We start from the raw sequence: 20717 nt of genomic DNA on the forward strand, positions 1-20717 counted from the left end.
TGGGCGGGCGAGGGGGCCGGGGAGGGGATCCGTACCGTTTCCGTCAAAAGTTCAGCCTTGCGGTGATGCCGGCGTAGCGATCGGCCTCGCGCGGGATGATGTAGCGATACGCACCACCGGGCCCGCCGCTGACGATCGACGAGGCGAAGCTGGTGTCGAGCACGTTCTTCACCTGCAGCACGATCCGGAACGCGTCCTTCGCATCGACGATGCCGGCGGAGAGATCGAGCAGACCGTATGCCTTGATCGTCGTCGCGTCGCGGATCGCGGCGCTCGCGTCGAACTGCGAGATCTGGCTGGACTGGTAGGAGCCTTGCGCACCCAGCGTGAAGTCGATGCTGCTGCCGGTGCGGATCCGGTAGTCGCCGCCAAGCGAGCCCTTCCACCGCGGCGCGTAACCGAGTTGCGTACCCGCGGGCACGACGCCGGTGGTCGAGCCGTTGGTCGGAACCTTGAACTGGTCGACATGCGCATCGGTATAGGCGAGCCCGCCCGAGATGTTGAGATCGCGGACCGGGCGATAGAGCAGGTCGAGCTCGCCCCCGCGGGTCGAGATGTCGCCCGCGTTGGTGAAGCGGGTGACGAGCACGCCGGCGACCACGTCCGGGTTGTTGGCCTGGAAATTGTGGTATTTCGCGTAATAGGCGGCGAGGTTGATCACCAGCTTGCCGCCGAACAGCGTGTTCTTGAGGCCGATTTCGTAACTGTCCGCGGTCTCCGGATCGATCACGTTCGTGCCGGTCGCGCCGAGATTGTAGAAGATGTTGAACGCGGGCCCCTTATAGCCGCGCGAATAGGTCGCGTAGGTCGTCGACTGCGGCGTCACGTCGAACTGCAAGCCGCCCTTGCCCGACCAGTTGGTGTTGGTGGTCTTGCCCGCGAACGGCCCGAAGCTCGGGTTGATGCCTGGCCCTGCGAGGGCGGTGACGCGGCTGTGGAAGACGTCGAGCTGGTCGCTGGTGTAGCGAACGCCTGCGATCGCACGGAACCGATCGGTGAGGTTGAAGACGCCCTGCCCGAAAAAGGCGAGGTTCTTGAAGGTCGAGCCGAACACCGCGGTGCCGGTCGGTCGGCTGACCGTTGTGCCCGCGGTCGAGCACGGGGTGAGCACGGTCGGCGTCGGCGTAGCGGTGCAGACGACGTCGTCGCGACGAAACGTCCGCTCGGTTTCCGCGCGCGAGTAGAATGCGCCGACCACGTAGCTGAAGAACTGGTTCGACGGTGACGCGATCCGGACTTCCTGCGTGAACGTATTGCTCGTCTGCGGCCCGAAATCGTGGAGTTGGTTGGCGCCGACATAGGCGGTCGGCAGCCAGTCGCCGTCGCGGATCTCGGTATTGTCGTATTCGCGGTAGGAGCCGATGTACGTCACCGTCTGCGTGCCGAGCGTCGCGTCGGCTTGCAGCGAGACGCCCCAGCTCTTTTCGTCGGTATGCGTGATCAGGTCCTGATTGACGGTGCGCGACTTGTTGCCGTTGCGATCGGGCAGGACGCTGGCGGTAAGGCCCGTGGTCGGCGTGGTGCCGATGACTTCGGCGCAGCAATCGTCGTTGCTCCGGCGATAGTCGCCGATCAGCGTGAAGGTCAGGTCGGGCGTGGCGTCGGCGACGACCATGCCGCGGAAACCGTAATGCTCGTAGCCGTTCACGCGCCGGTTATTGTGCGCGACGTTGCGGATGTTGCCCGCGTAATTGCCGTAGAATCCGGTGAAGCGGCTCTTGATCGTCTCGCTCACCGGAATGTCGAGCGCGGCGCGCGTGCGATATTCGTTGCCGTTGCCGGTAAAGAACGACCCTTCGACCGTCCCGGCGAGCACGTCGCCGGGTCGCTTGGTGACGATGTTGATGACGCCGGCGCTCGTGTTCTTGCCGAACAACGTGCCCTGCGGACCGCGCAAGACTTCGATCCGGTCGATGTCGATCAGGTCGCTGAACGCTTCGCCCGCACGGCTGTAGACGACGCCGTCGACGACGGTGGAGATCGACGGCTCGCCCGCCACCGAGAAGGTCGAGGTGCCGACGCCGCGCAGGAACAGCGACTGGTTGATCGTCGTGCCGGATTTGCGGAAATTCAGCGTTGGTACGAGGTACTGCGCGCTTTCGAGGTTTACCCCGCCCTGCGCGGCGATCTGCGCGCCCGAGATCACCGACACCGCGACCGGCACATCCTGAAGACGCTCGGAGCGCTTCTGTGCGGTGACCACGATCTCGCCGGGTTCGGACGCGGCGGGGGCGGGATTGCCGGTTTGGCCGCTATCCGCGGGACCGTTCCCGTTCGGGACGTCCTGCGCCCAGGCCGGCGCGCCCAGTCCTGCGGCCAATGCCGCGCCTGCCAGCAACCAGTTCTTCATGCCACCCCCTAAATATTCCTACTCGTCCGGTAGGCTATCGAATGTCTCGCGCTGTCATGCACGAGTTTGTCTTGGGTGCAGCCAAGCGCGGCTTCATCAGAACCCCAGTTCGGTCATCTCCACGACGCGTTTCGTGCTTGCGCTGATCTCGGCCGCGGTGCCGATCGCCACTGCCATGAGCCCGTCGCGCGCGGTGACCTCGACGTCGATCTCGCCGCGCACCGCGGCGATGAATTTCTGGTGCTGATAGAAGGTCGAGCCGTGATGGCTGCCGGCGTCGAGCGCGGTGCGATCGACCTCGATCACCTGCCGTTCGACCTGTTTCGGATTGAGAAAGCCGGTGCGGGGGCTGAACACGAGCGCACCTTCGGGGATCAGCACGTCAAGCCGAGCGGCGTCGCCGACCGCGGTGATCTCCTCCTGGTTCTCGGCGCCGTCCGCGAACATCGACAGGTCGAGCATCGCGCGGACGCCGTTGGCGAAGTCCACGGTCGTGTAGCTGTTGTCGATGATGTCGGGCCGCTCGCCGTCATAGCGTTCGTCGACATGATTCACGTCCATCGCGCCCGAGCAATAGACGCGGACGGGTTCGGATCGGACGATCAGCCGCATTAGGTCGAAGAAGTGACAGCATTTCTCGACCATCGTCCCGCCAGTGTTGCGGCTGAAACGGTTCCAGTCGCCGACCTTGGGCAGGAAGGGGAAGCGGTGTTCGCGGATCGACAGCATCCGAAGTGCGCCGATTCGACCGCCATGCACCTGCTCGATGAACGCCGCGGCGGGCGGCATGTAGCGATATTCCATCGCGGTCGAGAACGGCCGCGTCATCTGCGCGGCACGATCGACGACCCAGCGGGCATCATCCAGCGTGGTCGCCAGCGGCTTTTCGCAGAGGATCGCGACGTCCGCGTCGAACAGCGGCTCAAGCACGTCGCGGTGTGTATAGTTCGGGCTGGCGACGATCACCGCGTCGACCAGTCCGCTGCGGGCGAGCGTCGCGGCATCCGCAAACTCCTGCACGTCGTCGCCGCGCGTACCCAACGCATCGCGTGCCCAACCAAGCGACGTGCTCACCGGATCGGCGATCGCGGTCACTACCGCGCCGGGGGTGACGGCCAGGTTCTGGAGATGCTCGACCCCCATCATGCCGGTTCCGACCAGCCCATAACGTACTTGCTCGACCAAGCGTATTACCCCTATTCGTGACAGCGATGTCGCAGCTTAATCCTACACCCAAAGCCATTCCGCTCGGCAAGAGCGGAATCCTTGTCAGCCCGATAGCCTGGGGCATGTGGCGGTTCGCCGGAGTCGGCGTCGCCGAGGGACGCGCGCTGATCGAGGCGGCGTTCGAGGCGGGCGTCACCTTGTTCGACACCGCCGACATCTATGGTTTCGACGGCGCTGGCGGGTTCGGCGATGCGGAAGTGCTGCTCGGCCGCATCTTCGCAGGTTCGCCCGGCCTACGCGAGCGGATGGTCCTGTCCACCAAGGGCGGTATCCTCCCGCCGCTACCGTATGACTCCAGTCCGGCCTATCTGACGAAGGCGCTCGACGCCTCGCTGACCCGGCTCGGAGTCGACCAGGTCGATCTCTACCAGATCCACCGCCCCGACATCCTGACGCACCCACAGGAAGCGGCGCGCGCGCTCGAGGATGCGGTGACGGCGGGTAAGGTGCGTGCGGTCGGCGTGTCGAACTATACGCCTGCGCAGGCTCAAGCACTGGCGTCGTTCCTGACGATTCCGCTCGTCAGTCATCAGCCCGAATTCTCGCCGCTCCACCTCGAGCCGCTCGAAAACGGGCTGTTCGATCAGGCGACGGAGCGCGACATGGCGGTGCTCGCCTGGTCGCCGCTTGGCGGTGGCCGGCTCGGCGTGCCCGCCGACGCGCGTAGCGCAGCGGTGGCGGCGGCGCTCGATTGCAAGGCAGCCGAGACGGGAGCGAGCCGGGCGGCGACTGCCTATAGCTGGATTATGGCGCATCCGGTGCGCGCGATCCCGATCGTCGGCACGCAGAACCCCGCGCGGATCGCCGAACTGGCGCAGGCCTTCACAATCACGTGGACGCGGCAGGAGTGGTACGACGTCCTGATCGCGGCACGGGGCGAGCCGCTGCCATGACGAAATCCTGCGAAGTCAGCTGGTTCTCGGCGCTGTGCGACGACGACTACGAGTTTCTCGGCGTGCCCGATCCCCGGCTGCAATCGAGCTGGGAGCATTGCCGCGACATCGTCCTCCAGGCGGAGACCGGTGGTTACGACAACATTCTGCTCCCCTCGGGTTACGCGCTGGGGCTCGACACCACCGCCTTCGCCGCGGCGATCGCGCCGATGCTGCGGCGGCTGGCGCTGCTGATGGCGGTACGCGTCGGCGAAAGCTGGCCGCCGCAACTCGCGCGCCAGATCGCGACGATCGACCGGATGCTGGGCGGGCGGCTCAATATCAACATCATCTCGTCGGATATGCCCGGCGAGACGCTCGCGTCCGGCCCGCGCTATGCTCGCACGGTCGAGTTAATGCGTATCCTCAAGACGCTGCTGAACGGCGAACCGCTCGATCACGACGGCGAGTTCTGGAAACTGAAGGTCGATCCGCCGCGCATCGGCACGGTCTCCGGCAAGGCGCCGTTGCTGTATTTCGGCGGGCTGTCGCCGGACGCGCGCGAGGCGGCGGCCAAGGAATGCGACGTCTATCTGATGTGGCCAGACACGCGCGAGAAGGTCGCCGACATCATCGCCGACATGACTGCACGCGCAGCCCGCCACGGCCGAACGCTGCGGTTCGGCTACCGCGCGCACGTCATCGTCCGCGAAACCGAGGACGAGGCGCGGGTGTACGCCGATCGCCTGCTCTCGAAGCTCGATGCCGAACAGGGCGCGGCGATCCGCGCCAAGTCGCTGGATTCGGGGTCTGCCGGAGTCGCGGCGCAAGCAGCCCTGCGCGAAGGCGCATCGGCCGACGGCTATGCCGAGGACAATCTGTGGACCGGTATCGGGCGCGCGCGCTCGGGCTGCGGTGCGGCGATCGTCGGCGATCCCGATCAGGTGCTCGCCAAGCTCGGCATGTACCAGGACATGGGGATCGAGGCGTTCATCCTCTCGGGCTACCCCCATGCTGCGGAGGCGGACCTGTTCGCCCGCCACGTGCTGCCGAAGATGACGCACGCGCCGCTATCGCATAGCACCTGATTTGCGGCGGCGGCGTATGTCGTCCGCACGAGGGCGACGATACAGGCAAGTCGCTTCGCTCAGTCGCGATCCACCGTTGTTCGTACGTCACCGGCATGCAACATGAAGTGTTCAGGTTTTCGGGTCTAGCATGAGCAAGTCGCTGAAGGACAACATTCGAGGACGATCGATGCGCGCACCCCGGCTTTCCCGCCTGTTTCTCTCCAGTATCGCTGCAAGCTTCCTCGTCCCAGCATCGGCATCGGCAACCACAAGCGCTTTCGAACCCACGGGGCTCGAGCGGGTTCTGAGCATGCTGGTCGCGGAACGCTCCGGAGACTACGGCATCGCGGCGCTCGACCTTCGCGATGGCTCGACCGTCTCGATCAGAGGCGACACGCCGTTTCCGATGGCGAGCACGGTCAAGCTCGCCATCGCAGGCGCCTACCTTGCCGATGTCGATCAAGGGCGACGCACGCTTGGCGACATGATCGTGGGCCGTCCCGCCGCAAAAGCCCTGGAGCTGATGATCGTACGCAGCGACAACCAGGCGACCGACCAGCTGCTTGCCGCGCTCGGCGGCCCCGTCGTAATCCAGCAGTGGCTGTGGTCGCACAAGATAGCCGGCATCCGGATGGACCGGACCATAGCCCAGCTGCTGCGAGAGCGCGGCCATCTTGCCGACAGCAAGGACGTCGCCACGCCGATCGCGATGGTCACGCTGTTGAACAAGCTCGATAACGGAACCGTCCTGACGGCTCAGAGCCGCAATTTCCTGCTCGAACTGATGAGCCGCTGCCAGACCGGCACGCGCCGTATCCGCGCGCTGCTGCCCGCGGGTACTCGTGTGGAGGACAAGACCGGCACGCTCGACGGGATCACCAACGATGTCGGGTTCATCACCATGCCCGACGGCCGCCGCGTGGCCATCGTCGTGTTCGCCCGCGGTGGCCGCGATCGCCAGCCGGTCATCGCCGAAGTCTCCCGCGCCATCTATGACTATTTTGCAGACAGCGCGCGCAGCGCACTGTCTCTTTTCATGCGAATGCGGTGATCCGGGTGTCGCCGATTGGGCGCTCGCGTCCACCGCACATTCGTGCGTCGCTCAGTATCGCACGCTGATCGTACCCATCACCGAGCGCGGTGCGCCGTAATAGCCGCCGTCGAAGTTGGTCGCCGTCAGGTACTTGGTGTTGGTAACGTTGCGCACATTCACCGCGGCCGAGATGTTCGGGGTGATGCTGTACGCCGCCAGCAGGTCGAGCAACGCGTAATTGCCCTGCCGGCCCAGCCCGGACGGTGAGATGATGCGGCTCTGGTACTGCGCTGACGCCCCCACCTTGAGCGCGGGCAGCATCGGCAGCGTATAGCTGAGGTTGAGCCGCCCGGTGTTGCGCGCGACGTAGCGGCGGACCGGATTGCCCTCGGGGTCCTCGATCCGCATCACGGTGTACCCGCCGGTCATCTGCAGACCCGGTGCGATCTGGCCGCCGACGTCGAGCTCGATGCCTTCCGACTGCGCATCGATCCCGACATAATAGGTGCGGGTGACGTTGTTCTCGACGACGATGCCCGCGGCCTCGGCGGTATTGTCCTGCCGCGTCTTGAACACCGCGACCGTCGCGTTCAACCGGCCCGCGAACCAGTCGCCCTTGATCCCCAGTTCGAGGTTTTCGCCCTCGATCGGATCGATGATGCGCCTGTTGAGGTCGAGCAGCTGGTTCTGCGGATTGAAGATCGTCGCGTAGCTGCCGTAGAGGCTCAGGTTGCGCGAGATGTCGACGGTCGCGCCGGCAAACGGCAGGAAGCGCGTCGCGTCGAAATCGGTGTTGGTGCCGTAGGAAAAGCCCGTGCTCTTGGCATGCGTCACGTTGCCGCCGAACATCACCTTCACTGCATCGCCGGGGTTGAACCGAATGAGGCCATAGGCGGTCTCGCGCGTCGTGTGCGTGTTCTGGCTCGAGATCGGATCGCTCGAGAATTCGGTCGGGAAGTTGGGTAGCGGAAAATTGCCCGCGAACAAGTCGGGGTAGGGCAGGTAGGTCCCGATCGTGCTGTTGTCGTAGCTCGACTGCTGGATGTATTCCTGCGCGCTGCGGTTCACGCCGATGTTGATCTCGTGCTCGCGGCCGAGGAACGTTACCGGGCCCGCGATGTAGGCTTCCATCGTCAGGTTGCGCGTGGTCGCGCGGAACTTGCCGGGGTAGCTCTGGATCCCGGTCTGAAGCCCGGTTGCCGGGTCGATGCCGATCCCGTCGGCGTCGTTCCGCAGCGGGTTGCCATACACGTAGAACAGCGTGTTGTTTTCATCGGTGGCGCGGCGGATGGCGCTGGCGCGCGCGATCCAGCCATTGCCGAAGCGGTGCGTGATGTCGCCGAAGATCTGGCGGTCGATGACGTTCCAGCTCGACCAGTCGGGCGCGACGTTCGACGAGCGCGCGAAGTTCAATGGCGTGCCGTCGCTGTAGGTGAGCGGGATCGCGCCCCACATCGCGCCGCGGCTCTTGTGATCCTGATGGCCGTACCCTGCGCTGACCGTGGTGTTGGCGCCGAGATCAGCCTCGACGATACCGTAGCCGACCCAGCGGCGCAGGCCGTAGCGGTCGAGGTGGCTGTCGCCGTCCTGATACGCGCCAACTGCGCGGGCGCGGACGCTGCCATCCTTGGTGATCGGCACGCTGACGTCGGCCTCGCCGCGATACTGGTCGAACGAGCCATATTGCCCACTCGCGCGCACTTGCAGATCCTTGGTCGGGCGCTTGCGGATGAAGTTGACCACGGCGGACGGGTTGCCGGTCGAGGAGAGAAGGCCAGGCGCGCCGCGGACGACCTCGATATGGTCGTAGAAGGCGGTGTCGATCGATCCGGTCTGGATCCCGAACGCGAACGGCACGCCGATGCCATCGACCTGGAACGTCTGGATGTCGAAGCCGCGCGCGGAGAAATACACGCGGTCGGTCTCGCCGGCCTGCACGTTCACGCCGGGAACCGTGGCGAGCAGCGTGTTGACGTCGTTGAGCTGGAAATCCTCGATCTGCGCGCGCGTGACGACGCTGACCGACTGTGGCGTCTCGCGCAGCGTCAGATTGAGGCGGGTCGCGGTGGTCTGTTCGGGGATGGTGTAATCGCTGCTGCCCTCGGTACGCGCGCCGGTGACGACGATCTCGTCATTGGACTGACCCGTCTGGAGCGCGGGATCGGGCATGGTAACGGACCCCGCGGTGGGATCGGCCGCGGTCAATAGAACGGCGAGTAAGGCAGACATTGATTTCCCCTAAGGAACCTTTTGCAGGCTCTTGGCGCGTACTAGTAACTAATGCAAGTCAATCTCAATAAGAGGGGGGTTTGTGTATCGGGTCTTCTCGGCTTGGCCACGAACTGAACGGGCCCTCGAATTGTGTCACGCCAATTTCGAGGGGCGCAATCGAGCAGCATGTCCCGCAGCGTCAACCCGGCCAGGAAAAGCGGATCGTGTCGTCGCGCAGTCCAGCGCGCACCACATCGATGCCGCCCGAGCGAACCATCCACTCGAGCCGGTGATCGCGATATTCACGTCGTCGCCCGCCGGTCCGATAATAGTCCGCAGCGCCAGCCATCGCGGACGCCGCCTCTTCGAACTCCGAGAACGTCGCAGCAACCGACGAACGCTCGCGGATCCGGGCTAGCCAACGGGCGAGCGGCATGTCGGAGGTAGGGCCCATGCCGTAATGGGCGGAGCGGTTGACCATTGGTGCCGCTGCGGCGTCGGCCCACCCGAACCGCTCGCCGCCGAACCAGTCGGCGTCGCCGAGGCGTTCGGCGAGCCAAGTCTGAAGCGTCGCTGTGTCACGGGCGGCAGCGGCCTTGAGGCGTCCGGCGAGATCGCCCTCGGCCCGCCGGAACCAGAGAAGTTCGCCGAAGCCCCAGTTCACGGCCTCATATTGCGTGTCGCAAACCTCCTCGGTCATCCTCGCGGCGGCCCGCGCAAGCGCACCGATCGGCAACAGAGGTGGCTCGGGCCAACGCTCCTCGATGTATTCGAGGATTATTGTGGACTCGAAGATCGCGTCGTTACCGTCGATCAGGACCGGCACCTCTCCGCGCGGATTGGCGGCAGCGAAGGGGGTATCGCGCCTTCCGGTACCGAAATCGTCAGGTAGCAACCGCTCGAACGCGACGCCCTTCTCGCGCAAAGCGATCTTCACTTTTTGCGCGTAGGAGGAAAGCGGGTGATCGTAGAGTATCATGCACGTGCCTTCGTCAGCAGCTGGAACGGCCTAAGGTACCGACGGCGCGCTGTCGAGATAGCCTCGGCGGTGATGCTCGCCGATCCCGAAGACGTCGAGCAGGACCGTCATCCGGTCGGAGTTTCGCTGGCTGCCGACCACGAACGACGACTGCCGCGGTGTGGCGTGGCTGATCAGTTCTCCAACCGCAACGCCGCACGATCGGCGGTGGCTGCGGCGAGTTCTGCGCGAGCGGAGGCGATCCGGGCCTGTGCATCGATCAGTCGCACGCGGGCGTCGGTCGCGGTTTCCTCGCGTTGGTTGACGAGGAAGAAATCGCCTGAGCCCAGCTCGAAGCGACGTCGTTCGGCGACTGCAAGGCGATCGGCAAGGCGGCGCTCCTCGTCCGCGATGGCCGCCAGCCGTTCGGTGGCATCGACCGCGATGACGATTCCGTCGACCTCGACGGCGATCTGATCGCGCAGGAAGCGACTGCGTTGGCCGAGCGCGTCGATCTCGGCCCGTGCCTCGGCGACACGCCCCTTGGCGGCGCGGTTCTGCAAGGGCACGCTGAAGCGGAACCCGACCGTGGCTTCGAGCGGCGTACGGCTCGGGCCGCCGAGACCGACGGCACCGAGGTCCTTGCCGACGTCGCCGCGCAGATCGAGCCGCGGCGAAAGATCGTTCTCGGCCAGCATCAGCTTTGCGGTCGACTGGTCGATCCGGGTCAGGATCGCGCGATAGTCCGGGCGCGCAACGGGGGCCTTGATCGGGGACGCCGCGGCCAGACCTGCCAGCGGTGTCGTGTCCGGCGGCAATCGCTCGGCCGATACGAGCAGCGGTGCGCCGTTGTCATCGCGCAGATATAGCGACAACGCGTTGGCCGCGCTCGCGATATCCTGCTCGGCGCGAACGACGAGGGCGCGACGCCGGACGAAATTCTGGTCGTTTTCGGTGAGCAGTATCTCGGGCCGGGCGCCGAGCGTGACCAGGCGTCCGATGGCGCCGCGACGACGTTCCGCGAGATCCAGCAATTCGCGGTAGGCGCGCAATCGCAATCCGGCCGCGACCCAGCCCTGATAGGCGTCGACCGCGCGCCGCTGCACGCCGATCGCGACCATCTCGCCCTCGAACCGGGCGACGTCGATATCGGCGCCGGCAAGGGTACGGCGCGTACGGCGTTCGTCGACGACCCGGTCGCGCAGCAGCGCGAACAGCGCGCCGACCTTCGCCTCGCCGGCGCGGTTGGTATAGGCTTGGTCCTCGTAGACGGGGAACGTGCCCCGCGATGCGCGGTAATTGCCGTAGAAATACCCACCATTGCCGGTCAGCGGCCGCGTCGCGCGACCTTCGACGACGGTGCCGTCATAGTAACCGGCCACGCGCGACTTGCCGTCGACATCGAACACGGTGTCGAACGCACCCTCGGCGGACAGCGATCGGCCCTCCGCCTGGCGGACGCGGGCCAGCGCTTCGACGATCTGCGGCGCGGAGCGGGCGGACGATCGCAGCACCTCGTCGAGCGTCAGTGGCGTGACCACGCCGGGAGACGCGACCTGCGTGCCGGACAGGGCCTGAGCGCGCGCCGCCGCGGGGCACAAGGCGATGACCGAGCACAGGAGGAGCCGGATCATTTCTTCGCTCCCTCGTCGTCGCCGGCCTTCGAGGCAGCAGCCTTCGCATCGTCCTTCGCAGGCGCGGCGGGACGGCGACCGAACTCCAGCGGGAAATCGTTAAGCTGGCGCCAGAGTTCGTAACCGACCAGGACCGTCTCGCCCTGCACCCAGCCGCGGACCTTGCCGCCGGGACGTGCGAACTCACGCGCGGGCCAGGCCGGCTTGCCCGGTTGCGGTTCGACCAGGATGCGGAACAGCCCGTCGACCGCGGCATTGGGATCGATCGTTCGGACGCGGCCGTCGAACATGCCTTGCGCCACCGACGGCCAGCCGCTGAACTGGATCGCGGGCCAGCCTTCGAATTCGAGCCGCACCGGTCGCCCGGTCCGGAGCAGCGGCACGTCGCGTCCGTCGACGAACAGCTCGACCGCGCGCTCGATGCGCTCGGGTGCGATTACCGCCAGCACCGTACCAGGCGACACCATCGCGCCCCCGGTTTCGGCGTTGAGCTGCTGGACACGCCCTTCGCGTGGTGCGCGGACCATCTGCACGGACTGGCGATTGAGCTGGATGTCGATCCGGTTGAGCTTGGCGCGCGCCTCTGCGAGCTTGGCCCCGGCATCGGCGACCTTGATCTGCGTCTGCTCATAGTCGCGCCGCGCGGCCAACCCTTCGGCGAACAACTGCGCCGTCCGCGACACGTCGATCCCGGCGACCGCGCGACTTTGCTGGATCGCGGCGATTTCCGCCTGGACCTGCGCGCGCTCGGCACCGAGGCGGGACAGCAGGTCGGGATCGAGATCGACCACGCGCGCGATCGGATCGCCCTTGGCGACGTGCTGGCCGTCATGGACATACCAGCGCTCGACACGGCCCGGCACGAACGCGGTGACCTGCTGCTGCCGATCGTCGGGATCGAGCGCGACGACCTGGCCTGTCCCGCTCGCGGTCTGCACCCAGGGGACCAGCGCCATGATCGCCCCCGCGGTCGCGACGCCGATCGTGAGCATCCAGGCGAGCGTCCTCGCCACCCGGGGTGGCCGCATCCTGCCCAGCGTGGGGAAATGGGCGGAACGATCAGGCGTGTACGGCATCGGTCGCCTCCTTCCGCGTGGCCGCGATCAGCGCCTCGCGCGTGTCGAACCGCCGCTGTCGACGGGGATCGAGCTGGAACCAGCCATCGAGTCTGATGTCCTCGGGCCTGCCGGTGCAGAGCAGCGTCGTGGTCTGCGCCGCCTTCAACTGGCGCAGCACATTGACGAGTCGGTCGGTGGGCACGAGATCGAACAGTTCGGACAGCATCAGCACGCGCGGGCGCACGAGCAGCGCCTTTGCCAGCTTCAACGCGATGACCTCGGCGATCGACAGCGGAAAGCCCGATGCCGCCAGCGGCGTATCGAGCTCGAGCGGCAGCCGCGCGATGGCGTTGCGCAGGCCGACCATGGTGAGCGCGTCGAGCACCGCGCCGGGCACCGAAGCGTCGTTTGCGAGCGTCAGATATTCGCGGATCGTGACTTCGACGATGGTCGGACGATCGAGCACCATGATCTCGGACCGCAGTCGATAGGTGTCGAACGTCGCCATGTCGGCACCGCCGACGGTGACCAGACCGCGCTCGGGAACGAGGTGGCGCTTCAGCACCATCGCCAGCAACCGCTCGGCACTGCCGTCGGACAGGGTGACGAGCTGCTCGCCCGCCGCCAGCACGAAGTCGAAGCAGGCATGCTCGATCTCGACCCCCGCGAGCTGCACGGCCCCGTCGACGGGCGCCTCGCCCGCCTTGGCGACCGCGGTCTCCTGCGGAATTGCGAACAGCAGCGAGAGCTCCTCGGCACTCGCCACCAGATCGTACAGCGTGTCGAGATACCAGCCGAGCTGCGACACGCCGTAGAACACGCCGCTCAGGATCAGCTCGGCCGCAACCAGTTGGCCGATCGACAGTTCGCCGCGCAGGATCAGGCTTCCGCCGAGCGCGAGCAGTGCCGCGCTGGCAAAGGCATAGAGCAGCAGGAACGCGACCGTCTGCGCGAAGCTGTAGCGGAAGTAGCGACGGTGCCGCTCGACATAGGTCGCGGTGACGGCGTCCGAACGATCCATCGCGAAATCGAGATGACGGCTGGATTTGTAGAAGCCGTTCGACGCACCGAGGCTTTCCAGCCACCGCGCGGCATCATGCTTGGCGTGGCTGAGCGCGACCGCGGACCGGATCGACCCGCGCGACCAGAGCAGCCAGATCGCCAGCACCAGCACAACCAGCAGCGCGTTGAACGCGAGGAAGAACGGATGGTAGAAACTGGTGACGACGAGCCCGACGACGGATTGCAGCAGGATCGTGAACCCGCCGATGATCAGGCTCGGCACGGCCTTTTGCACCACGACGAGATCGAAATAGCGGTTGAACAGGTCGCCGCGGTTCTGGTCGGCGAAGAACGGGTTCTGGGCGTGGATCGCACGCGTCGTCACCTCGGATACGACGCGCGCGAAGGCGTGCCGCTCGAACAACGCCATGATCCAGAATCGCATCGCGCTGAGGCCGGCGACGAACAGCAGCAACAGCAGCAGCAACCCCGCCAGCGTCCAGAGCGGTGCCGGCAGCGCCGTGTTGGCGACGTTGTTGATCAGCAGCTGGACCGAGATCGGGGTCGCCAGCGACAGGAGGCTGATCGCTATGCCGTAGACCGCGGCAAGCCGCAGATACGGCATGTCCGGTCCGACGATCTGCCCGAGCCATTCGCTTGCCTCGCGCCAGCCGATCCGTTCGTGTGCCACTTGCATAATCCAGCGTCGTTGCAGAGACGCATAGGGTCGGCGATCGGGGCTATTGGTACAATATTGCGCAGGCTATATCGGCGATAGGATTATCCTATGGTCCCACGGCTCGCAGCATGTCCGCGATCAGCCGATAGGCGGGGGAGCGGCCCGCTCCGACGCGCCACAACAGCCCGATCTCGCGGTAATAGCGTCCGCCCTTGATCGGTCGGACGATCACGTCGTCGCCGTCACGCACCTCCTGCCGGACATAGAGTTCGGGCAGCAACGCCAGTCCCATCCCCATGCCCGCCATCTGGCGGATGGCATCGAGGCTGGTTCCTTCGTAATCGTTCAGCATGATGCCACCGAAGTCGGCAGCGATTTCGGCGACCTGTTCCGCCAGCCGGTACTCGGGAACCAGCGTCAGCAGGTTCTGGCCGCGAAGATCTGCCGGTTCGATGGCGGACTTGGCGGACAGGGGATGGTCGGTCGCCATCGCCAGCCAGAGCGCCTCGCGAAACAGGCGTTCGGTATGCAACGCCCGCCCCGCGACGGGCAGCTGAAGCAGGATCAGGTCGTGGTCGCCGGCGACGAGCCCGCTCGTCAGCGTCGACGGCAGCCCTTCGCGGATGTGCACGCGCAACGTCGGATGTTCGCGGTGCAGTCGCGCCACCAGGCTTGGCAGGAGGTACGCGCCCAGCGTCGGCGACACGCCAAGCCGGATCGTCCCGACGAGCGCATCCGCCGACGCCGCCCGCATCTCCTCCAGGTCCGTCACGTCGAGCAGGATGCGCCTTGCCCGCTCCAGCGCCTCGCGCCCGAGCGGGGTGAGGAGCGCCGGACCGCCGCGCTCCAACAGCGGCGCGCCGATCACCAGCTCGAGGCCGCGGATCTGCTGCGACAGCGACGGCTGCGATATCCCCATGCGCTCAGCGGCGCGGGTGAAGCTCCCGGTCTCGGCAAGCGCGACAAAGTAGCTGAGCTGGCGGGTCGTGGTGCGCGGGCGGTGCATGCCCCACGCTATCGCGCCACAGGTCGTGAGACGCATCCTAATTCGTCCTGTCTGGGGGCCGCGGCCCCGTCATGCCGTGCCTTCGACTCCACTCAGGAGAGCCTCGTTCCGGCATGACGGGTGAGTTCGGAGATGTCGTGACCCGGACGATCCGTGCTAGAGCCAGCGCACCGCACCGGTCGCCAGGCTGTAGACCGCTCCGACGACCTTCAGCTTCCCCTGACGCTGGGGTTCGAGCAGCATCGGCTCCGAATAGTTCTGCAGCCGATCGACCATGCGGCGGACATTCTCGTCGATCGTACGGTTCAGCAGCGTCTCGTTCGTCGCACCGGCGCGCCGTGCGACCAGAACCGAGGGAATGATCGGTTCGATCATGCGCCCGATGCTGCCCGGCAGCCGGACATCCTTGTTCACGACGTCGACCGCGGCCGCGACGGCACCGCATTTCTCGTGCCCCAGCACCACCACCAGCGGCACGCCGAGCGCCGTGACCGAATATTCGATCGAGCCCATGCCCGCGGTATCGACATTGTTGCCGGCGGTGCGGACGATGAACAATTCGCCGAGGCCCGCCCCGAACAGCTGTTCGGGGCCGACCCGCGAGTCCGAGCAGCCGACCAGCGTCGCGAACGGCTGCTGGCCCTCGGCGAGTGCGAGACGCCGGGCGCGCGACAGGTCGGACTTGACCGGCCGATCCGCGACGAACCCTGCATTGCCGTCCTTCAGTCGTCGTAACGCCGCGTCGGGGGTAAGTTGGGGAGTGGCCGATACGATCGGATCAGCGGCGCCAGCGGAGGTCGCCGTCGTTGCGGCTGCAATCGATGCGAGCGTGCCGGTGGTCAGAATGTCACGTCGGGAAATGGTCATGGATCGTCCTTTCAGGTGAGGGAACTTCAGAATCGGGCAACCAGGGTGATCTGCGCGATATGGTTGGGTCCGGGCCGGTCGCGGCCGATCAACGTCTGGTTGAGATAGCCGATCTCGGTCGACAGTCCGGGCTTCAGAGGAATACCGACACCGGCAAAGGTGCGGACTTGATCGAGCCCGGAGCGGACACCCCAGCGCGTGTCGGCAAGTTCGAAGAAGACTTCGCTCGTCACGATGGCGGACGGCGCGCCGGGCTTGCCCAGCGGCATCACACCGCGCAGCATCTGTCGTGCCCGCCACGACGTTCCGCTCGCATTCTCACGCCACCGCTGTTCGGTCCGCGTCCGCCCGATCAGCCGCAGCTTCGGGGACGAATGCAGTGTGACGAGCAGCTGCTGCCAGGTGCGATGCTCGGTCGATGACGCACGATCGTCGACCGGCGTATTGCGAAAGACCGCATAGCCTCCGTAGATCGAGAGGTCGGGCGATGGCTCCCAGCCAAGCCCGAGGCGAAGGTTGCGTTGGCCTAGGTGCCCGATGTCATCGATGACCCGGATCTGCCCTTCGGCCCACACCCCGAGCTGCCCCCGGACGGTTCCGCTTGCGAGGAAGCCACCCCATGCCTGGACGTCGCTCTGCGCCAGCGCGGGGGTTGCCCCGAGACAGGTGACGATCAGGGCGGACAGCCTCATTATTTTCGCGAACTGCGGCGGCGGACCTCGCTGATCCTTCAAACGCTTGCGTGATACGGCCACGACGTCTCTCCTTCCATTCGTGAGCGTGCCACCTGATCGGGACGTTGCTCGCAGGATGGAAATGGCCGCTTCGGTACCTTCGCGCCAATCGATAGTTAAGGCGCTTTTCGATAGGCTGACGCTATCGGAGTAATGTTAGCGACAGGCCTCCATGATCCGCGTCGCGCTGTCGGACACGCGGGCGGCGATCATCGCGTACAGCGCGCCGTTTGCCGCGTTCTCACGCCAGCTGGCTGCGATCATCCGGTGACCGTTCCAGCCATCCGGTCGCAGAATTCGGATTCCCGCGTCACCACCCACTTCAGAACACATGTAAAGCTTCGGTAGGATCGCAAGTCCCAGACCCGTCGCTGCCATCTGCCGAAGACTGTCGAGGCTGGTGCCTTCATAGTCGCGTAACAGAACCATGCCGTATCGCTCGCACAGGATCATGCCCTGTCGGTGGAGGTGATGCCGCGGATCGAGGCTCAGCACTTCGGCGCCACGTAGATCCTCCGCCGTCACCTGGCTGCGCTGCGCCAACCGGTGGAGTGGCGATGCAACGAGCACCAGATCTTCGCGGAACAGCGGCTCGATCGAAAGTGCGTCGCCGTGTATCGGTAGCGGACCCAGGATCATGTCGAGCTTGCCGCGCGCAAGTTCGAGCGTTTGTTCGTCCGGAATGCCTTCGCGAATATACAGCCGCAATCCGGGATGATCGCGCGTGAGGTCGGCAATGACGCCAGGTAAGAGATACGGCCCGAGCGTCGGCGTCACCCCGAACCGGATCGTCCCCACGGCGCTATCGCGGGAGGACGATGCGAGATCACAGATATCCTGTCGTTCTACCAGAAGCTTGCGAGCACGGTCGGCGATATCCCGCCCGATCGGCGTCAACTGCGCTCCGGCCAGCTGACGCTCGACTAACGTGATGCCGAGTTCCGTTTCGAGCACGCGAAGCTGTTGGCTCAATGTTGGTTGGGAAACATGCACGGCTGCGGCAGCGCGGCGGAAATTCTGGGCGTCGGCGATCGCCACGAGATATTCCAGCTGACGAAAAGTTGGCATGCCGGCTCCCGCTCATTTGCTGTGAAATGTTTAGATGCCGGCAGCAGGCGTGTCACTTCCACAGACCGAACATTCCATCTTCGGGCAACCGCACGCAAGCGTAACGACTGCTGCCGGGAAGCCGGGCCGGCCGGCGCTACGGGCTTTTCTAGGTATGTGGTCGCACGTCTGAATGGCCCGGATCGGCTGGCGAACGCTCGTGCAAAACGAGGAAGGGCGCCAACCCGTCGACCGGGTAGCGCCCTCCTTTCGGTATCGAAACCAGTCGTTATCGAAACCGGTCGATATCAGACCCGACGACGAGCAGCCGCGGTGGCGCCGAAGCCAGCGGCGGCAGCGCCGATCAGCAGGGCGATCACGACCATGAACGACGTCCCGGCAGCTGCACCGGCGGCGGTGTCTGTCGCGGACTTCGCGGTTGCGATCGTCTCGTTCTTGGTCTTCACGAACTGCGCCTTGGCACGCGTAACCTGAGCCTGAGCCTCAGGACGGCTGATCTTGCGCTGGGCAGCGACGATGTCGACAATACGGCTTTCCGCGCGGACGCCATCCTGGCCACCACGGGCAAGGGCCGGCAGTTCCTGGGCGATTTCCTTCTGGGCCTGTTCCGGCGTCATCTGGGCGGGATCCGACGGTGCGGTCGACAGATAGGCCGAAGCCTCGTCGCGTACGTCGGTCACGTCGACGTTGGCGACGTCGGCAACCTTGGGTGCTGCTGCACCGATGCCGCTACCGGCTGCGGTCGCGACCGAACCGACGGTGCGGAAGGCGCCGCCGATGATTCCGCCGACGGCTGATGTCAGCAGGTACAGCGTGAGGATCAGCGTGACACCCCAGACGACCAGACCGTGGACCAGACCGTCGAACCGGTCCTGCACGCCGGCCACGCGTGCTGCGGCATAACCGCCTGCACCGAGTGCGATCACCGTGGTGATGATCCAGTAGATCCCCGCACCAATGCCGAACCCAGCCGCGCCGGGGGTAGTGCCTTCGACGGGATCGACGAGGCTGAGGCCGATGCCGGTGCCGAGGATGCCCAGCACGAGCTGGATCGCGATCGCAAGCACGACGCCTGCAAAAATCGCGCCCCAAGATACGCGCGTCGGGGTCTTCGCATAGCGAACGTCATCGACCGGCAGGACGCCGGGCGTCAGATGGGTAGCCATAATCACTCCTGTTTATTCGTAAGGGAATTTCTGAAACGCTGTCGGCGGACCGGGTCAGTCCTTGCCATCGCTATCGATCGGCGGATCGATCGGGTGTTCGGACTTCGCCTGTCGGGCGCCGGCCTTGCTTTCGCTGAGGCCCTGCTTTTCGACCGCGGTGTCGCCGATGATCTTGCCGATGGCCTCCTGCACGGAGCCCTTGGCCCGACGGGTCCGCGCCTCGTCCGACTTGCTCGTCATGCTGCTGCGTCCTTCAAAGTTGGGCCGCCGCGCTGCGGTATCGGCATGGAATCGCCGTCGAACCCGCGGGCGCGCGCCCAGGCAGCGGCGGCGTTGCGGCGGTTGACGCCGATCTTGGCGTAGATCCGTGCGACGTGGTTGCGCACCGTGTTGCCGGTCACGTCCAGCGTCCGCGCGATCGACTTGTCGTCGAGCCCGCGACAGATCAGAGCGAGGACTTCGCGCTCGCGCTGCGTCAGCTCGTCGAGACCGACGCCCGCCGGTTCGGCATCCGGCGTGCGGATGCGCGCGAGCTTTTCCATGATCGACCGGCTGAGCCAGCTCGTGTCCTTCATCACCGCTTCGATCGCGTTGACGAGTTCGCGCTCGGACGCCTTGCGGACGCTGATGTCGCGCATCGCCCACAGGACGCAGGCCTCGTCGCCCAGCCGGATCGGTTCGGCCGACACGATGCAGTCGAGGACGTGCCCCTCTTTCGACCGGATCCGGACCTCGCGGTCGCGGATCGGATGGCCCGCCTCGATATCCGCTTCGATCGCCTGGCGAAGGGCAGGAGTTTCCCACAGCTCGACATCGCCGAGCGGACGACCGACGATCTCGGAGGAATATCCGGTCAGACCGGTAAAGGCCTCGTTCACGTCGCACAGGCGGTGGCCATCCAGCGCACCGATCGCCAGCGCGACCGGCGCAAGGGAGAAGGTCCGCATGAACCGTTCTTCGCTATGCCGCAGCGCGGTCTCGGCTTTGCGGCGCGGTTCGAGATCGGCGAAGGTGAACAGCATGCAGGACTGATCGCCGATGTCGATCGGCTGACCGGCGACGATGACGAGCTTGGTACTGCCATCCGGCAGACCGAACTCGGCTTCCATCTGCGGAATCGTGCGTCCTTCCGCCAGTCGCCCCTTGGCCAAATCGCGCTGTTCGGCGCGTTCCAGCACGTCGATATCGTACACCGTCCGCGAGAGGATCGTCTCGCGATCATGCCCGGTCATGTCGATGAAGCCCTGATTGACCTTCACGAAGCGAAGATCGCACAGGCGACAGATCACGGCCGGTGCGGGGTTCGCGTTGAACGACTGTTCGAAACGATCCTCCGCCTCGAACCGCGCCGAGACGTCCTGGATCACCATGACCAGGCATTCCGGTTCGTCCGCATCGTTGGTCAGGACGAGGCTGCGCACCTGATGAACCCAGCGCGGTTCCTCCTCGCCAGCCACGGCGACCTCGACCACGACTTCCGAAAACGCCTCGCCGGACACCACGCGCTCGATGGGATAGTCCGCATCGGTCAGCTTGTGGTTGTTGCGATAGCGCAGCTGGAAACGCTGGCGATACTCGTCGACATCGGTCCCGAGTTCCTCGACGGATGCGACCCCGTGCATCCCGAGCGCCGCATCATTGGCCCACAGGATACTCTGGTCGGGGTCGACCAGTATGACGCCTTCGTCGAGCCCCGCGATGATCTGGCGCAGGTGGCGCAGATCGGCGGAGTCGCGAAGCGACTTGAGGGCCGGAGCCGATGCCACGATCTCAGTCGTCCCG

Annotated in this window: 17 protein-coding genes; 3 read left to right on the top strand and 14 right to left on the bottom strand. The window is 65.7% G+C overall.

Annotated elements, in window-relative coordinates:
* Window positions 1-43 precede the first annotated feature (43 nt).
* Together IFT67_RS17260 and IFT67_RS17265 are read right to left on the bottom strand one after the other, a co-directional pair.
* The gene (locus IFT67_RS17260) at window positions 44-2350 is read right to left on the bottom strand and encodes a TonB-dependent receptor (RefSeq protein WP_192239396.1); all 2307 of its coding nucleotides are present in this window, start codon (window positions 2348-2350) and stop codon (window positions 44-46) included.
* A gap of 96 nt (window positions 2351-2446) precedes the next feature.
* A complete protein-coding gene (locus IFT67_RS17265; RefSeq protein ID WP_192239397.1) occupies window positions 2447-3535 on the bottom strand; it encodes a Gfo/Idh/MocA family protein in 1089 nt (362 codons plus the stop codon).
* Window positions 3536-3561: 26 nt separating this feature from the next.
* On the opposite strand from IFT67_RS17265, the gene IFT67_RS17270 reads away from it, so the two are divergent.
* From IFT67_RS17270 to IFT67_RS17280, 3 genes are all read left to right on the top strand, one after another.
* Entirely contained in the window at window positions 3562-4470 is a 909-nt protein-coding gene (locus tag IFT67_RS17270; protein WP_192239398.1) for an aldo/keto reductase, read from the top strand.
* Entirely contained in the window at window positions 4467-5537 is a 1071-nt protein-coding gene (locus IFT67_RS17275) for an LLM class flavin-dependent oxidoreductase (RefSeq protein WP_192239399.1), read from the top strand. Before IFT67_RS17270 ends, IFT67_RS17275 begins: the two co-directional genes overlap by 4 nt.
* A gap of 130 nt (window positions 5538-5667) precedes the next feature.
* Window positions 5668-6570: a serine hydrolase gene (locus IFT67_RS17280; protein ID WP_244647484.1), complete on the top strand. Its 903-nt coding sequence runs from the start codon at window positions 5668-5670 to the stop codon at window positions 6568-6570.
* 51 nt (window positions 6571-6621) lie between these two features.
* Here IFT67_RS17280 and IFT67_RS17285 read toward each other — a convergent pair whose 3' ends face one another.
* The 12 genes from IFT67_RS17285 to IFT67_RS17340 form a co-directional block, all read right to left on the bottom strand.
* Complete coding sequence (locus IFT67_RS17285; protein ID WP_192239400.1) at window positions 6622-8781, bottom strand: TonB-dependent siderophore receptor; 2160 nt, start codon at window positions 8779-8781, stop codon at window positions 6622-6624.
* 181 nt (window positions 8782-8962) lie between these two features.
* Window positions 8963-9742 carry a glutathione S-transferase family protein gene (locus tag IFT67_RS17290; RefSeq protein ID WP_192239401.1) on the bottom strand — a complete coding sequence of 260 codons (780 nt, stop codon included), beginning with the start codon at window positions 9740-9742 and terminating at the stop codon, window positions 8963-8965.
* A gap of 173 nt (window positions 9743-9915) precedes the next feature.
* A complete protein-coding gene (locus IFT67_RS17295; RefSeq protein ID WP_192239402.1) occupies window positions 9916-11355 on the bottom strand; it encodes a TolC family protein in 1440 nt (479 codons plus the stop codon).
* The gene (locus tag IFT67_RS17300) at window positions 11352-12431 is read right to left on the bottom strand and encodes an efflux RND transporter periplasmic adaptor subunit (RefSeq protein WP_192239403.1); all 1080 of its coding nucleotides are present in this window, start codon (window positions 12429-12431) and stop codon (window positions 11352-11354) included. The genes IFT67_RS17295 and IFT67_RS17300 overlap by 4 nt, the downstream gene beginning before the upstream one ends.
* Window positions 12415-14106, bottom strand: a complete 1692-nt coding sequence (locus tag IFT67_RS17305; RefSeq protein WP_192239404.1) for an ABC transporter transmembrane domain-containing protein — start codon at window positions 14104-14106, stop codon at window positions 12415-12417. Before IFT67_RS17305 ends, IFT67_RS17300 begins: the two co-directional genes overlap by 17 nt.
* 94 nt (window positions 14107-14200) lie before the next feature.
* Window positions 14201-15100: a hydrogen peroxide-inducible genes activator gene (locus tag IFT67_RS17310; protein WP_192239405.1), complete on the bottom strand. Its 900-nt coding sequence runs from the start codon at window positions 15098-15100 to the stop codon at window positions 14201-14203.
* Window positions 15101-15256: 156 nt separating this feature from the next.
* Complete coding sequence (locus IFT67_RS17315) at window positions 15257-15967, bottom strand: carbonic anhydrase (RefSeq protein WP_107964107.1); 711 nt, start codon at window positions 15965-15967, stop codon at window positions 15257-15259.
* Between the two features lie 26 nt (window positions 15968-15993).
* Entirely contained in the window at window positions 15994-16659 is a 666-nt protein-coding gene (locus IFT67_RS17320) for a DUF2490 domain-containing protein (protein WP_192239406.1), read from the bottom strand.
* Window positions 16660-16857: 198 nt separating this feature from the next.
* The gene (locus IFT67_RS17325; protein WP_192239407.1) at window positions 16858-17769 is read right to left on the bottom strand and encodes a hydrogen peroxide-inducible genes activator; all 912 of its coding nucleotides are present in this window, start codon (window positions 17767-17769) and stop codon (window positions 16858-16860) included.
* Between the two features lie 287 nt (window positions 17770-18056).
* Window positions 18057-18935: a hypothetical protein gene (locus IFT67_RS17330; RefSeq protein ID WP_192239408.1), complete on the bottom strand. Its 879-nt coding sequence runs from the start codon at window positions 18933-18935 to the stop codon at window positions 18057-18059.
* 54 nt (window positions 18936-18989) lie between these two features.
* Window positions 18990-19175: a hypothetical protein gene (locus tag IFT67_RS17335; RefSeq protein ID WP_192239409.1), complete on the bottom strand. Its 186-nt coding sequence runs from the start codon at window positions 19173-19175 to the stop codon at window positions 18990-18992.
* Complete coding sequence (locus IFT67_RS17340) at window positions 19172-20701, bottom strand: PAS domain S-box protein (RefSeq protein WP_192239410.1); 1530 nt, start codon at window positions 20699-20701, stop codon at window positions 19172-19174. Before IFT67_RS17340 ends, IFT67_RS17335 begins: the two co-directional genes overlap by 4 nt.
* Window positions 20702-20717 lie beyond the last annotated feature (16 nt).

It is taken from the genome of Sphingomonas sp. CFBP 13728 (assembly GCF_014841895.1).
Taxonomy (GTDB): domain Bacteria; phylum Pseudomonadota; class Alphaproteobacteria; order Sphingomonadales; family Sphingomonadaceae; genus Sphingomonas.

Excerpts from the sequence above, each read along its gene's own strand:
- IFT67_RS17285 (WP_192239400.1), bottom strand. The coding sequence starts at position 8,781 with ATGTCTGCCTTACTCGCCGTTCTATTGACCGCGGCCGATCCCACCGCG.
- IFT67_RS17330 (WP_192239408.1), bottom strand. The coding sequence starts at position 18,935 with ATGGCTACCCATCTGACGCCCGGCGTCCTGCCGGTCGATGACGTTCGC.
- IFT67_RS17325 (WP_192239407.1), bottom strand. The coding sequence starts at position 17,769 with ATGCCAACTTTTCGTCAGCTGGAATATCTCGTGGCGATCGCCGACGCC.
- IFT67_RS17270 (WP_192239398.1), top strand. The coding sequence starts at position 3,562 with ATGTCGCAGCTTAATCCTACACCCAAAGCCATTCCGCTCGGCAAGAGC.
- IFT67_RS17260 (WP_192239396.1), bottom strand. The coding sequence starts at position 2,350 with ATGAAGAACTGGTTGCTGGCAGGCGCGGCATTGGCCGCAGGACTGGGC.
- IFT67_RS17335 (WP_192239409.1), bottom strand. The coding sequence starts at position 19,175 with ATGACGAGCAAGTCGGACGAGGCGCGGACCCGTCGGGCCAAGGGCTCC.
- IFT67_RS17310 (WP_192239405.1), bottom strand. The coding sequence starts at position 15,100 with ATGCACCGCCCGCGCACCACGACCCGCCAGCTCAGCTACTTTGTCGCG.
- IFT67_RS17320 (WP_192239406.1), bottom strand. The coding sequence starts at position 16,659 with ATGAGGCTGTCCGCCCTGATCGTCACCTGTCTCGGGGCAACCCCCGCG.
- IFT67_RS17295 (WP_192239402.1), bottom strand. The coding sequence starts at position 11,355 with ATGATCCGGCTCCTCCTGTGCTCGGTCATCGCCTTGTGCCCCGCGGCG.
- IFT67_RS17315 (WP_107964107.1), bottom strand. The coding sequence starts at position 15,967 with ATGACCATTTCCCGACGTGACATTCTGACCACCGGCACGCTCGCATCG.
- IFT67_RS17275 (WP_192239399.1), top strand. The coding sequence starts at position 4,467 with ATGACGAAATCCTGCGAAGTCAGCTGGTTCTCGGCGCTGTGCGACGAC.
- IFT67_RS17280 (WP_244647484.1), top strand. The coding sequence starts at position 5,668 with ATGAGCAAGTCGCTGAAGGACAACATTCGAGGACGATCGATGCGCGCA.
- IFT67_RS17300 (WP_192239403.1), bottom strand. The coding sequence starts at position 12,431 with ATGCCGTACACGCCTGATCGTTCCGCCCATTTCCCCACGCTGGGCAGG.
- IFT67_RS17290 (WP_192239401.1), bottom strand. The coding sequence starts at position 9,742 with ATGATACTCTACGATCACCCGCTTTCCTCCTACGCGCAAAAAGTGAAG.